Source organism: Herminiimonas sp. (genome assembly GCF_030655415.1).
Genome location: NZ_JAURVN010000008.1, coordinates 1 through 14,744, shown reverse-complemented (window position 1 = coordinate 14,744; position 14,744 = coordinate 1). Strand labels below are relative to the sequence as shown.

Below are 14,744 nucleotides of genomic sequence, written 5' to 3'. Positions count from 1 at the left end.
CACGTGCAGGCATCCTTCTCGGTTGCAGTTCTTTAAAAATACCAGCGGTAACGCACGCCAATTTCGGATACGGGAGTACCCCCATTCGCACCTTTTGCTGAACGATCATTGCGGTAATAAAACACTGCATGGTCGTTACCAAACACCGTTCCAGCTAGCCCCGCACTTCCCGTTGGCCCCCATCCACGCTGCGAATCATGCAAAAACCCAAACTCTAAAAATGGACGCCACGCATGCGTATAGTCGGTCATGAGATTGGTGCCAAAGCTGAACAGCACACCCTTCTGGGTAAAATTAGTGGGCATTATTTCGCCTGATGTCGCTACACCATCAGGCGACAGGTTGCCGAAGATAGGTCCTGCATCATTTCCCAAGGCACGATAATTGGCTCGTGTATAAATACCCCTGATCATGAAGTCTGGATATTCCAGTCGAATGTTGTACGCCGCCTCTAAATCAATCTGACTTCCTTTACCTACTGCGTGCCTGCTTTGATCGTAATAACGCGCAGTCTCGACTCGCATGGAAAGAAGTTCACGCGTCCCGACCCGCCATTGCGCGCCCACTGAAGCATCGTCCTTCACGCCGCCGACGCGTAGTTCAGCAGTTTCTGTTGCGTACTGGTTGAAACCAGCCGATGCGGTCCAGTTCACACTATCCTGTTGATTCCAGGCCGAATTAAAACGTGCATGGGTGAAGTTTTTTACGGCACTGCGGGAGCCTGCCTCGACAGTTACGCTGGCGTCGCTATCACGCCAAGTCAGACCGGCGAGTGAGGTCCGATCCGATCGGGGTACGTTTACCAACACTGTAGGATCGGTACTATCCTGCTGCCGGAGGACTTCATTAGCGCTCAATGTCCAACGATCATTGAGGCGCAAGCTCACACCAAGATCACTTTCCGTTATGTCCAGCGGCGCCTGACTAAGCTTTCTTACGCCGCCCTCGACATAATGCGCATTAAGCAAACCGAATTCGCGCACTGCACGCTGAAGTTCTTCACTATGCGGACTTCCGTCGGCACCGTTGAAAGCCAAACGTTCTGCTTCGGACCATCTGTCCAAGCGCGCATTGGCTTCTATCCGACTTAGCAGCGGAATGCGATCGGGATTCTGTTCCAGCAAACGGTCGAGTTCTTTGCGGTCATCCATCGCAAGTGCCACTGCTACTTCAGCGTAGGCGGGCCGTTGCATTTCATCGCCGTACCGTTGCGCCATCCATGAACGAGCCAACTGATACGGCTCGTTTGAAAGAGCCCAAGCTAATGCAACATCGGTAGCTGCTCTCTCAGCAGGAGCACTTCCAGGCGTAACTGCTATTGCACGTGGAGCAGTGGAACCATCAGCTTGCTGCTGAGGGAAGTCGCTTTGCACCGCCGGGCTATTGTTATATTGACCTGAGCGAAGAATGTGTAGCAAAAGGTCGCGTGAGAAATCGCCTCCTGCATAAGGCTGAGCAAGCGTTGCAGCAACCGCGTGTAATTCTGCGATGACGTCCGCATCTTCATTTTGAAATTCTTGGTGCTGATCATCTGCAGCAATAGGTTTGACTGGGCCAAGCAAGGTCTCTCGGCGCGCGGAAATCTGATACCACGCTTGGCGACGGATATCCCACGCCTGATCGGGCTGACCAAAAGTTTCCAATGCTTCCGCATAAGTCAATTGCCATAAAGGATCACGATATTTTGTCGGCAGACTCTTTTGGAAAAAGTGCAAGGAGTTTGCCTCTTGCGACAGTTGCAAATATCCCGCTGCAAATGGCGACCATAGTTGAGAATCGTCCTCCGCGTCGGCGCGCCAACGTTGCAAGGCTAAGCGCAGCTCCTCTTCGGATCCACGATCAATCAGCGCCCATATATACGCAGGGGCAGCATCGCTATTACGCTCGTTTATCGCTACTGCCTCGCGCAACGTTGCCAGCGACTCATTATTTCTACCTGTTTGTCGCTCGTATTCAGCCTTCGCCAGCATGAATTCAAGTGATTGCTTTGCATCGGTTTGTTGCTCGGTAGTCAAATCCGCGAGCAAGGCATCAATCCGACTCCAGGCACCAGCACGGGAATACTGATAAACCGCCTGTTGCAATGCAGAGATGCTTCCCGATTTGCGGAATGCGCTTTCTGCGATACGAGCCGCATCAATTGGAAAAGAATTCCACAAAGCGATCATCGCCTCCAACTGATCATCGGTCCCTTCCTTGTCCTCGATCAGACGACGTGATGCGAACCGCGCTGTTTCGCTATCGCCTGTGCGAATAGCCATGTTCATCAACACACGCCAATAGGTATAGTCGTTTGCGTCCGCGTGATTTTTGGCACGAACAAGAACTTTCAGGCCCTGATCAAATTTGCCTTCTACGCTGTAGAAGTTGGCGATCTTGATCGCGTAGTCGCTTCGTGGACCATATCGCTGGTCTAGTTGCAGCCATGCTTGCAATGCCAGTTTGTCTTCGCCAAATCGCTCTGCCAGCGTCGCATAGCGTTCCAACAATTCCTGTGGATGCTTTGATTTTTCTGCATGTGATCGCAAAAACTGGAGCGCATTTTCTGGATCGCCCAGACGTTCATAGGTGGCGACGATTTGGTCGACCGCAAGCAGCTCTTCTGCGACACTAATTTCGCGATGCCGCAATGCCTCGATGTACGTTACGTCATCATACAAAGCAACGGAAAGGCGTTCGACAGCCTTCCACGCTTCTGCACTCTGCGTATTACGTGCGAGTTTCAGCCATGACTGCAATGACGAAGAAGGTCGGCCCACCCATTCATTAACAACGGCATCCCGGCGCAACCAGACAGAATCATTTGGATTACGCGTCAATGCACGTTTGACTACGTCAAGTGCCCTATCAAGTTTTTTATCTGCTACAAAAGCTTCATATGCCAGCGTGAAATCGGCGTCGATATCGCTACGCGCTGCATCCTTTATCTGCGCTTGCCGTTTCGTGCTACCTCGTTCATTGGCGACAGTAGTTTTGACGGCTGACTGTGATACGCGCTTAAACCCAGTCGTCTGCACGGATGCAGAATCAATCTTGCGACGCAGTTCATTACCACTCACTCCGTCAAGATAAACCCATGCACGCTGCGGCATTTGTTGGTAATCATTGATGCGCCATGAGAACTGCGCTTCATTACTTATCCGCTTCTGAGCATCCTTCGCACTACGCTGCAAAGGAAGTGCTAGTAGAAGCTCTGCATATTTACTAGCTAAATCTGGACGATTCGCTGAGCGCGCCATACGTATCAACACGCGCAAAGTTTCCGGATCGCGCTGCAAACCCGCGCTCAAATGCTGGTCGACGTTTTTCATTGCCGCACTCAGCAGATTCCCGGATTCCATTATCTGCATGCCACGTAAAAAAAACTCGCGCTGCAGAGCTAACGTCGGTGCCGACTTTTGACTTTTGAATGCCGCTTCAGCCGCTTCTACATAACGTCCGTCGGCTAATGCCCAATTTAAAGACAGTTCTCTCCATCCAGTTGTATCTTTTGGATCCGCTTTAGCCAATCGATTGAAGAACTGCCCCGACAGCTCAGCCAATCCTATTGAATGTGCACGCATCGCAAGTATCTTCAATTCGGCGGGCGTCCATGACAGAGATGTGCTTTTCTTAAGCATGTCAATGAAGCGTGACAAAAGCGTGGCGTGCTCGGGAGTATCTTGCTGCGTAGCCCAAAGCTGCTGCTCGATCAGATCCATATCAAGCTGCATGATCGTCTTGCCGAGTGAAGGATCTTTAGAGCGAGTAATGTTATCAATCAGCGGCCGCGCCTCGTCGATGCGTCCCGCCCGCAGGTACTGCGAGGCGAGTAAGGATTGCAGTTCGAGATCCTTATCGCTGATACGCAACCACGCCTCCAAATACGCGATGCTTAATGCGTTTGGCGGCTCATCTTTAACGCGCTGAACAAGGCCTTCGTTTACCAACAATAACCAACCCGATAGTCCCACCACACCGCCAAACAGACCGATAAATAGTGGATGTATCAAACGCTCCCGTTTAACCGCCACAATCGACCTCGATTCTCGCGGTTTTGCTGGCGTCGAAATTACTGCCAAATATCAAATCACTTTGAGCACCCTTCGCAAGGAGCCGGGCGGAATGCCCGTTTATGGAGACAGCGCATTTGGCGGCGCGCGCCAACTTTAATTGAGGTTTGACGTGTGATTGGAAATTGAAAGACAACCCACCATTCGTTCGAATCAGATCAGAGATCCGTCCATTTGCTGAAACTACATAAGGTCCACTTCCCTCTTCCTTGCCAATCTGAAAACGAGCACTATCGCCACCAAGATGCACATAGGTTCCTTTTGCACCGAGCGAATAACCAGCGACGCCACTGGCACTCGCCATCGATGGCTTAGTACCTTCTGGGATGCGCATTGTGCGCAAATTACCAGCGCTTCGAATAATCCATTCGTCTCCTTCGACTGCCATTGCCAAATTTTCAAAGTCGAGAACTTTTAACGCGTATTCAGTACCGTAAATTGGAAAGTTTGGTTGCGATAATGCATAGTCATATACCTTCTTCAACCCTTTCAACGCAGCCAGTTTCGTCGCACTGTAAGAGTGGTAGTAAATATTGACGGGTTTGAATCGATACGGCATATCCGTCATTTGAAATGTCTCGATTACCCTCTCGAAACCATAGAACGGACCTTTCCAATCGTTGGTATAAATATTTTCGTTCTGATTCGGCGCAAAAATCTGAAAGGCATTTGGGCCTTTATTAATACCCAGTGGAGCAATCTCAGTCCAACTTGGCTTTGATTTTGTAATTAAGGTATCGCCGCCGTTCATGTTCAATACTCCAGCGGCATATGCCATACGTACAGCCTCGGCCGGTGGATCACAAGACCCTGGCCATAACACCATTTTCACGGGCTTAGCCGGCGTTGTTAGTTCGTTATTGATGTACGAGATAGAGCCATTGATTTCCCGATCATGGCTGTACGTGTAGCCCGGAATTGGCAAATGAAAATCTTTGGGAAGTGGGCCGGTAGCACGTCCTGCTTTTATTTCTGTATACGCAACCGTCGCGTCCCATTCATAAGGATGCGAAAAAGTATGGGTAGCAACTTCGACATAAGGAAGCACTAGAATTTTTCGCGCAATGGCCTCAAGTTCTTTTGAGCTCTCAGGATATAAACCTTGAAGGCCTGTTTCGCCCTCGATAATAGACATCGTCGTCGGGATCTTGTAGTGCGTGAAAATCTCGTTATAGAGCACATTGCCCGGATAGTTAGGGCGATCTGTACCTGAAAAAAACTCGGTCCGCGACGCGAATCCGTCGCCGTCAATATGCGCCAGCAATAGTCGCGTTCCATTTTCAGTTGTGGTATCTGGAACCGGCAAAAGCGTAAGTCTCAATGCGCGGCGGAAAAATTCAATTGGCTGAATCGCCCATCGTGTTTGCTCAATTTCATCCATTGACACTACTGCATAGGGAGAAAATACATATCCCCCCCAAGGCGTTATAGCGGCACTGTCAACAACATAATTGCCTGCAGTTATTGTCAACAAAGGCGTGCTGTCTTTGCCGCTCCTGACAGGCACAATGTTGGATACATTAGCAACGGGCATCAGTTCGAAGCCCATAATCGGGTCGCGTGCCGAGACCTCGAACTTGCCCTGCGGTTTGGCCGTTACGCGCTGTAGTCCAAGCTGTCTTCCAAGTGCGCCATCTACCGGCAAGCCAAACTGATTCATAAACGCAATGGGAATACCGGCCTTCATGCGGTCACTTATCCAATTAGTGAAAGTCCGCGAGTTAGGTCCAACATCTCCGTTAAACCAAACCACAATACCGGCATAAATATCGGAAGAAACAGCAGATGGAAGTGTTTCCTTAACATCCGCAAACTCGACCTTGTATCCGAGATAGTTGAGCGGCATGGCAAGAAAACGCACGCCTTCAGAATTATGGATATTGGTATCGGCTGCGCGGTCTTGGATAATCAAGACCCGGCGAGGAACCACAGTAATTGAGCTACGCCCTACCGTTTGCAATCCACCGTCGGTCACATACGGAACGATGTTATGTGTCTTGATTTTGTCGATTGCAAATTGCTTGCATGCGGTATCGGCGGGATCACAATAGTCGATGGCAATGACAGGCAAACGATAGACATCACTGATTGTTTTTGCCTGGCTTAGCAGCCATTGACGATCAGCCTCATTCACCTCGACGTAGCGTTTATCCGTTTGATTCCAACCACGATATAAAGATTCGAACGTAACCGCAGATGCAAGTTGGGCAACGTCAGGCAAAATTTCAAACCCGCGATTTAAGATCAGCTCCGCATCTGGATATGTAGATTTGATCAAGCGAATTACAGCGATCAATCCTGCCTGCTGGTGTGCAACTGCCTCCGGAGTTTTGGCCACTAATTGGTAACTGTCTAACGTATCCAAGAAAAATCCTCGGAAGCCCCTCTCCCATAACGGCGCAATAACATTCTTCAGATAAAAAGACGGCCACCCAGGCGCCGATTGATCGACCACGCTTGCCTGCCACACTTCGTTTTTACCGATTAGCCACTCGCGGGGAATAAGTTTTGCGTAGTCTCTGTTGCGCTCAACTTCCCCAACGCTTACATACGCCATCCACTTGGTACGTGATGAAAGTTGTTTCGGCATTACATTGCTACCAGGGTCAACTACGACGCGATCAAATGACTGCAATTCGGGGATAGGCGGCTGACTGCCGTAATAAAAGGCGATATTGCCAAAAGCAGTGCTCTGTTCGGCGGGTGCCGCTTTTGCAGAGATTGCAAAAAGAAATGTGTAGAGTGTAAGCGCGGCTAGCGAAAGAAATTTTGTTGCTGGTGTCATAGTGCCGGGTCGGTTGTATCTGAGGGATATGTACCAAAGATGTCATCTACTAAATTGGGAAATATCAACTTGATATGCTCCCGCATTCTTTGCACCAAACGTTTGAGCGCCGAGCGATTCTCTTACAAAGAATTACAATCACCTACTTGATTTCCGTTAATTTTTGTTAATGATTGTTAAAAATTCCTAGGGGCAATGCATTGGCGCAATAACATTTATCCCTCTGCAACTTAATGCTTGTAAAGTCGACTAAGGCGTCCTTTAGCGCTGATTTAAATAAATTGAAAATTACAGAAATATGAAGATGCAGAAAATTTTGGTTACGGGAGCAACGGGTTACATCGGCTCCCACACGTGGGTGGAATTACTTAATGCCGGTTACGAAGTCATCGGAGTGGATAATTTCATCAACAGCCGGCCCGTCGTGCTGGAACGTATTGCTAGCATCACAGGCAGGAAGCTAAATTTCGTTGAGGGGGATTTATGTAATCCAGAAACATCGCGCGCCGTTTTTGAACAGCACGACATTTCGTCAGTTATTCATTTTGCGGCGTTAAAAGCAGTAGGTGAGTCTGTCCAAAAACCTCTCGCCTATTATGCAAACAATCTGAATAGCCTTTTGACCGTATGCGAAAACATGGGCGATGCCGATGTAGAGCGATTAGTGTTCAGTTCTTCCGCCACAGTCTATGGAGAGCCCGCGTCAGTACCTATCACTGAAGACTTTCCGCTTTCTGCAACCAATCCATATGGCATGACCAAGCTTGTCGGGGAACAAATTCTTCGAGACTTAGAATTATCTGATCCTTCGTGGAAAATCGCCTATCTCCGTTATTTCAACCCTGTTGGCGCGCATGAAAGTGGCCTGATTGGTGAGAATCCGTTAGGTACACCTAATAACCTCATGCCTTATATTGCGCAAGTTGCTAACGGACGTTTGGAGAAATTATCGATCTACGGGAACGATTACCCAACACCTGATGGCACGGGTGTTCGCGACTACATTCATGTTGTCGACTTAGCTAAAGCTCACATTGCAGGATTGAGATATTTGGAAAATGAGTCCAAGAGCATTACTGCCAATATCGGCACCGGTGTCGGCTATAGCGTGATGGAGATGGTTGCAGAATACGCACGTGTTAGCGGTCGTGAAATACCTTTTGACCTCGTCGCACGAAGATCTGGGGATATCGCCGTATGCTATGCCGATCCAACTCTTGCAAAAACAGAATTGAAATGGCAAGCGGAGAAATCTTTGCAAGCTATGTGTGAAGACTCATGGCGCTGGCAATCCAATTGCTAGACTTTTTTACTAGTGAATTGCCGTTCTTTCCTATGCATTGAGAGTCTTTGCAACGAAGCAAGGATGCCGAATGAAAAACAAAGGCGATCAAATGGTCGCTTTTGTTTTTATATGAACGTCAGCTATTGGCCGATTGCAGACGCAGGGAAAAGCTCATAATGCAACGATTGCCATGCCGGAGTTACCTTCACCTGCGTTTTGCCGCGATTTAAAATATCGACCTGGTGGCATGCCGGTGTGCCGAGTGAAGGCGACAGTAAAAGTGCTTGATGAACTGTATCCGACCAGAGCGGCCACTTCTGCAATTGTTTTTTTTCGGTCAAGAAAATTTCTTGCCAAGGCCATCCGCCAGGACAAAAGATACTCCATTGGGGTGATGCCCAAGGCTACGCTGAATCGCTCAAAAAAAGTGGAGCGTGACATCGCCGATTCTTTCGCCAATAGTGCAACGGTCCATGGCTCTTCCGGATTTTCATGGATACGTCGGAGTGCGCTCGCCAACCGTATATCGGCGAGTCCGCGTAACAAGCCCGGTGACGTCACTGCATTGTTTGACGAGCGTAGCGCTTCAATCAGCAGCACCTCAAGGAGCCGTTCAAGTACTACTTCCTTGGCGGGCCGTTGCGAGCGAGATTCATCAATGACCAACTGGACTAATGCCGATAATCGAAGGTCACCTCGAATGTGCACAAGCTTCGGTAACAACGTCAAAAGTAAAGCAGAATCAGGCGAAGTCAAATGACAAAAGCCGACTAACGTTCTCACGTCTGCGTCGGCTGATAGCGAGCCATTTCGATGTTCGCCATTTTCTAGCAGCGCAGGCTGCGACTGCCACTCGTGCTCCAAAGGGACTTCGAAACTAGATGCTGAGAATTTCGACATGGAAGGAATCAGCACGAAATCACCAGCTTCGACTACAAGCTGGGACTCATCTACCGTGTAACGCAATTTTCCTTCTAAAACGACGCAACAGAATAATGGGGCATGGTCAAATTCACCGCGCACACCCCAACGCCCCGCCCCAGTCACAATTTTCGAATACGCCATCTTCGGCTGAAGAAGTGTGACGACGGATGTTAGGGGGTCAACCATATCGGACTCTTGCGAACAAATTTAGGACTTTCTATTGTAGATGGTTTAATTGATGACGGCTATCGTTGTGCCTCCCTCACAATAAAAGGATGCACATGAAAACCATTTTAATCACTGGCTGCTCTTCCGGATTCGGCTTGGAAATCGCTAAATATTTTTTGAACCGCAATTGGAAAGTCATTGCCACCATGCGTACGCCAAGCGCCGAAGTTTTGCCAAAGTCAGAGCATTTGCGCATCGTGCAACTGGATGTGACTGATGCAAAAAGCATTCGTAGTGCTGTTGAAGAAGCTGGCCCTATCGACGTCCTAGTGAACAATGCAGGTGTCGGAATGCTGGGACCGTTTGAAAGCACCTCGATGGATGCGGTACGCGATGTCTTTGAGACGAATACCTTCGGCACAATGGCGATGACCCAAGCAGTCTTACCGCAATTTCGCGCGCGCAGAGCAGGCCTTGTCGTCAATGTGGCATCGTCCGTAACTCTAGTAGCTTTACCGCTGCTTCCCGTCTACACGGCAAGCAAAGCTGCAGTAGTCGCATTCACCGAATCTTTGGCACTTGAGTTAAAGGAATTCAACATCAGGGTTGGCGTGGTGTTGCCTGGCATGGCACCAGGAACCGCCTTTGTCACCAATGCGCATGCGAGAGTCGCGCACACGTTCCCCGATGACTACGCAAACACGATGAACTCGGTACTTTCTGGATTCCAGAACTACGAAGGTTCAGTGACGCATGCGATTGATGTTGCCGAAGTTGTTTGGCAAGCGACCCAAGACAGTTCGACTGCATTCCGCATTCCTGCCGGTGCAGATGCGATTGAATGGTTCAACCGTATTTAGATAAAGAATGAGCCGGACGCTAAGAATGCAATACGCCACTATGTTTGCGTATTGCATTTCGCACGTCCGTTATTCTCCGATGGCAGGAGTCCGCTCCCGATCAAAGCGGACATTACCAATTAAGCACGTGCTGTAAGGGCAGATTACGCACTCTTCGTCATGTTTCAAAAATTCCCGCGTAGGGTCAACGTAAAGTTGCGTGGTTCGCCGTACATAGTTCCCTGGTCAAGCAGGTTAAAGCGCGCATAGTATCGCTTGTCGAACACATTGTTTAAAGAAGCGGCGACTGTCCAGAATTTACCGCGGGCTTCTGTGTAGCCATATTTAGAGTGCGTATTTGAACTAACAGATAACGCAACACCAGCATCAGCTGGAGGCAGTTTTCAAAAAGCAAACTAGAGGCTTACCTTACTGTTCATTTATGGAAGCGCTGCCTATTGCAACCTTACCCACGAATCGAAAAATCCTACTTACTTTTGTGAGTAGGAAGGTTCGAGCAATCAGCACAGTATCATTGGTTCCTAATTAGCCGATTGCTATCCTGTTTTAGATTTCAATTACGTAAATTTATGAGACGACCCGCCTTACTGAAAACAATGGTGGATCAGATGATCCTCCACAAAGCCGGGGCTAAACATATCCGCCAGTTTCATAATCTCTGGGCTAAATTACCTCCCCGCGCGCCCACTCCATGCCCTATATGTTATTTAGAAGGAAAAGACCAGGCGCTGGTGGAACTTCCGCTAAATATTGACGTGGAACTTTTTAAATGTGCTGTTTGTAACTCTTTATTTGAAAATTCTCAAAACTAATCTTGATGTGCATTGAAGCGGAGAATCTTCAAGCAATTTGGGCATCGACCCTGACTGAACGTCTGGCTACTGAAGACCTCAAATTGACCCTACAGACGCTTCAGTTGATATACGCGCGACTAGAGATACCCGTACCAACGAGGTTAAGCAAACCATGAAAACAGTTGTGCATGCTGTTCGGGGGCCTTCCTTGACGACTGTAACGATATTTGCTACATCCACTCTCGTTGTAGCACTATTCTTGAGCCATAAGGAAATCGCTGTAGACAAACAAGCATAGCCTACGTCATTCCATTGCTGCTGCTGTTCATGGCAACGACCGGCGGCTCTGGTTTCGCATGATTCGATCGTGTACGTGCAGGGTGCAATTCAATACTTGAGGCTTAGCGTGCGCAGATATCCGAAATGAACTCAAACCGTAGCATTTTCTTTAGAGGGTACTTTGACCCAAATTGTCATGCGCACGCCCCAAGCGCTCTCAAACGAAATGATCTTAGCAATCAACCGTTCATCAAGCACATGGTCGGCAGACAACAGCAAGAAATTATCCTGCCCGATTAAATCGCGTGCGATGACCATGCCGGGTTTTAATTGAGATGTGAATATTTCTACATGTGATTCTGCTGTTGGACTGATAACGCCTGTAATGACTTCCTGAAAGGCGAGTATAACGGCGGGATCGTAGCGTTTGCCTTCGCCTCGGAGCACCATTTGAAATGCTTGATCATGGCGTAAGTGCCTTTGCAATAACGTACCGTTTTGTAGATTTTCGTAGTCGCTGGCAATGGCAAGAATGCGAGCACCTAGTGGTATGTTTTCTCCAGCAAGTCGATCAGGATAACCGACGCCGTCAAAGCGCTCCTGCTGCGAGCGAATGAGGTGCGCAATGGCCGCCATATCTTCTAGCGGCATTAACAATTGCTCTCCCCTTACTGTGAATTTTTGGTATGCGCCAAGCGTCTCCCCACTCATTTGATTGAGCGAGGTCGCCAGCAATTCATCCGAAAATCCGATTTTTCCGATGTTGTGCAGCAAACCAGCGACGAATATTTCTTGCGTATCTTGGTAGTCTAGATTCATGCGTACCGCAATAAGTCGGGCAAGCTCAGCAACACGTCGTGAGTGACCGGCCAAATGGTCGGCACGCATCTCGATCAGGTTGGAGAAAATTTTGATCGTGGTCAGAAAACTGGTATTTAGTTTTTTATTGACGCCAATCAAACTTTCATTGGTTTGTTTTAGCTCAGTCGTACGAGCCTCTACTTGCTGCTCAAGATCGTCATGTGCGGCCTGCAGTGCCAGCTCAGCAGATTTTTGCTGGGTGATGTCTTGCAGTACCTCAATAGCTCCAACAATCTGTCCTGCTGGATTATGCAGGGCCGATGCAGAAAACGAAAGCCAACGTCCTGCCTCTCCCAAATGCGGGAAAAAATCCTCAATCTGGTAAGTACCTTTAATTACGCTGGAGCGCCGCGGCTTGTCGCGATAGAGAACATTGACGCTCTGTTCGATCGTACCGGATACGATTAGGTCGGCCAGCAAAGGCCGTTCGTGCAAATAAAGAAATCGCCAATGGTTGCTTGTGCCCACCATTTCTGCCGCTGTCAATCCACTAATCAATTCGCAAGCGCGATTCCAGTGCGTGATGACATGTTCGTTATCGATCGCAAAGGTTGGAACCGGACTACCTTCGAAGAATTCGGAGACATCCGCGCCCATCGTGCTGGCGCCTGTAGATGAATCCGGATTGGATTGACTGCTATGTACCATTTCACTTCCCAGATGTTAGAACACGCTCTTATGACAATTCTTTAAGCGTAGCCACGTTTGCAACGAACTATAAAGCCGCTACCATTTTCCTACTTGGTGGTTAGAGAGAAGATGTACTCGCGTAGATGAATAGTGAATCATCTACCAGGTCTTTGAATCGTTAGCCACACTCGTTATACCCGGCCCATACCGGTTGACTGCGCTCAGTAGTGATAACCCATTCTGAAAGTTCATTCAGCATCGTTTGCGCTTGGTCGCGACTGATATCTTCTCTATGTAGTTTTCCCCAGAGATGTTCCAAAAAGCGACCAAATGGATAGGGCCAGTAAACGCTGTCTTGTTCGAAGGCACGATAAAAAAGCGGCACCCCTGACCGCGAACAGTTCCCATCGATATCGCCGTGTTGTATATGCCAACCCTCGGCTGTATTATTCAAAATATAAGTGAAGTAATTATCCCGACGTCGAGAAAATACTTTGAAATGAAATGATTCAATTGCTTCAGTCATTATCTCTCTCATTGGTTTTATTGCTTGAATTTAATCGGACCCTAAGCAATCGTCCTCTGGCAATGTACGTAATTGCCGAATGCTTTCTGCAGTGGGGCCGACCTTGGCCGGTTTGAAAAAATTTGTTGCAATAGGAACCCTCGTGCCATCGCCTCGTTACGCGCTTGCGGGTAAAGATGCAGTCAAGGAAAGTGCGGCCAGAAACAAGATGCGATGCATGATGCGCCTCCTAAAAATCTATTCGTAAAAAAGCGCTCACCTTTTAAAGGATTGAGCGCTTTTTATGGATTGCCTTTAATTCCTTGCCGTATGCTTTTAACGCTTGTGCATTATTTTCTAACGGTATCTTCGACCATTTGGATATGTTTGTTGATCGTCGCCAACATCTTCTCACCCAACGCCTTCACCTCGCTATCGTCAGCGGTGGTCGTAACTTTCGTCGCTAGTGCTTTGGCGGCTTTGTGATCTTTCAAGCCTGCATTTGTCAGATAAGCTTTATCGAATTGCTTGCCTTCCAGCTTGCTCAACTTTGCTGCGGCATCCTTGTGCGCCTTGTCAGGTTCGGCCGGCAGCGCAACTCCTTTGGTATCAGCAAGTTTCTTTACGTCATTAAGCCCAGCAGTATGATCGTCGATCATGTGCTTCGAAAATTCAAGCACATGTTCGTCCTTCGATTTGGATTGCGCGAGCTTGCCAGCCTCAATTTCAGCGATGTTTGTTTGAGCCAGTTTTTTAAGGAAGTCGCTATCTTTTTTCGTTGCGCTCGATTTGGTTTGTGCGGGAGCATCGGGTGCAGCAGTTGCTGCTGTAACGCCGCCTAAAGCAAAAGCTGCAACTAATCCCAGCGTGTGAATTTTTCCTGTGAATTTCATTGTATTTCCTTAAATTAGAGGGATGAGGCGATATGCCATGTAATGCTTCTGCTTCAGGTAAATAGATGGATAATTCGCAGTCGCTGCCTATCACTTACCGGGAAACATATCACTTGTACCTGACCAGAGAATGTACGATTTCGTACATAGATAAAACGATCATTGCTATGTGATTCAACATGCATCAAAAGATCTAAACGTGTTCTGAAAAATATTTTATAGGTGTTGATCTGCTAGCAGAATTGACCCTCTCTAACTGATCCATCTTCCACTGTCTGGCGAAGGCTGCCACACGGTCATACGACCCTTCAAATCCCAACGAACATAGATCGATGTGCATCTGTTTCAAGGTCCGACGTTGTTTACGTGACTTCGTTGTCTCAGTCTTTAACCAGGCTGAAAGCTAGAAAGCGTATTTATCGAGTGAAGTCGGAGAACGTCGATCAGCGTAGGCTGGCTCGACAGTTTCAGCGCGCAGATAGCGTCTGACGTTATTTCGAGAGATGCCCAATCGTTTGGATACCTCCCTCAAAGAGACCTGGTCACGAAGGTGCCAGCGTCGAATAATTCCAAGTAATGCCACGTCGATCACTCCAATCTCCCACTCACTTTGTAAGTAGGATTGTGTTCAAACGTGGGTCAGTTTTGGATGCAAATCAACAGCTACATACTTTTTTGTGAATCCGATTATATGGGGGCTCGCAATGT

At 48.3% G+C, this 14,744-nt stretch carries 8 protein-coding genes and 1 pseudogene; 2 read left to right on the top strand and 7 right to left on the bottom strand.

The window, feature by feature from the left end; genetic code table 11:
- Positions 1–32: 32 nt before the first annotated feature.
- Together Q7T66_RS06515 and Q7T66_RS06510 are read right to left on the bottom strand one after the other, a co-directional pair.
- Complete coding sequence (locus Q7T66_RS06515) at positions 33–4,061, bottom strand: tetratricopeptide repeat protein (protein WP_304932523.1); 4,029 nt, start codon at positions 4,059–4,061, stop codon at positions 33–35.
- Positions 4,003–6,837, bottom strand: a complete 2,835-nt coding sequence (locus Q7T66_RS06510; protein WP_304932522.1) for a bifunctional glycoside hydrolase 114/ polysaccharide deacetylase family protein — start codon at positions 6,835–6,837, stop codon at positions 4,003–4,005. The genes Q7T66_RS06515 and Q7T66_RS06510 overlap by 59 nt, the downstream gene beginning before the upstream one ends.
- Before the next feature lie 304 nt (positions 6,838–7,141).
- On the opposite strand from Q7T66_RS06510, the gene galE reads away from it, so the two are divergent.
- Positions 7,142–8,140 carry a UDP-glucose 4-epimerase GalE gene (gene galE, locus Q7T66_RS06505; RefSeq protein ID WP_304932521.1) on the top strand — a complete coding sequence of 333 codons (999 nt, stop codon included), beginning with the start codon at positions 7,142–7,144 and terminating at the stop codon, positions 8,138–8,140.
- Between the two features lie 153 nt (positions 8,141–8,293).
- On the opposite strand, the gene Q7T66_RS06500 is transcribed toward galE, so the two are convergent.
- Positions 8,294–9,232, bottom strand: a complete 939-nt coding sequence (locus Q7T66_RS06500; RefSeq protein ID WP_304932520.1) for an AraC family transcriptional regulator — start codon at positions 9,230–9,232, stop codon at positions 8,294–8,296.
- A 95-nt stretch (positions 9,233–9,327) separates the two neighbouring features.
- On the opposite strand from Q7T66_RS06500, the gene Q7T66_RS06495 reads away from it, so the two are divergent.
- The gene (locus Q7T66_RS06495; protein WP_304932519.1) at positions 9,328–10,074 is read left to right on the top strand and encodes an SDR family oxidoreductase; all 747 of its coding nucleotides are present in this window, start codon (positions 9,328–9,330) and stop codon (positions 10,072–10,074) included.
- Between the two features lie 1,223 nt (positions 10,075–11,297).
- On the opposite strand, the gene Q7T66_RS06490 is transcribed toward Q7T66_RS06495, so the two are convergent.
- The 4 genes and pseudogenes from Q7T66_RS06490 to Q7T66_RS06475 all read right to left on the bottom strand — a co-directional run.
- Entirely contained in the window at positions 11,298–12,656 is a 1,359-nt protein-coding gene (locus Q7T66_RS06490) for an HD domain-containing phosphohydrolase (RefSeq protein ID WP_304932518.1), read from the bottom strand.
- Between the two features lie 160 nt (positions 12,657–12,816).
- Entirely contained in the window at positions 12,817–13,164 is a 348-nt protein-coding gene (locus tag Q7T66_RS06485; RefSeq protein WP_304932517.1) for a hypothetical protein, read from the bottom strand.
- Between the two features lie 329 nt (positions 13,165–13,493).
- Entirely contained in the window at positions 13,494–14,036 is a 543-nt protein-coding gene (locus Q7T66_RS06480; protein WP_304932516.1) for a DUF4142 domain-containing protein, read from the bottom strand.
- A gap of 211 nt (positions 14,037–14,247) precedes the next feature.
- Positions 14,248–14,628, bottom strand: a pseudogene (locus tag Q7T66_RS06475) (IS21 family transposase); the annotation flags it as partial.
- Positions 14,629–14,744: the final 116 nt, after the last annotated feature.

What these genes read in the sequence shown, in the direction of transcription:
- Q7T66_RS06485 (WP_304932517.1), bottom strand. Translation starts at nt 13,164, where the DNA reads ATGACTGAAGCAATTGAATCATTTCATTTCAAAGTATTTTCTCGACGT.
- Q7T66_RS06495 (WP_304932519.1), top strand. Translation starts at nt 9,328, where the DNA reads ATGAAAACCATTTTAATCACTGGCTGCTCTTCCGGATTCGGCTTGGAA.
- Q7T66_RS06510 (WP_304932522.1), bottom strand. Translation starts at nt 6,837, where the DNA reads ATGACACCAGCAACAAAATTTCTTTCGCTAGCCGCGCTTACACTCTAC.
- Q7T66_RS06490 (WP_304932518.1), bottom strand. Translation starts at nt 12,656, where the DNA reads ATGGTACATAGCAGTCAATCCAATCCGGATTCATCTACAGGCGCCAGC.
- Q7T66_RS06500 (WP_304932520.1), bottom strand. Translation starts at nt 9,232, where the DNA reads ATGGTTGACCCCCTAACATCCGTCGTCACACTTCTTCAGCCGAAGATG.
- Q7T66_RS06480 (WP_304932516.1), bottom strand. Translation starts at nt 14,036, where the DNA reads ATGAAATTCACAGGAAAAATTCACACGCTGGGATTAGTTGCAGCTTTT.
- galE (WP_304932521.1), top strand. Translation starts at nt 7,142, where the DNA reads ATGCAGAAAATTTTGGTTACGGGAGCAACGGGTTACATCGGCTCCCAC.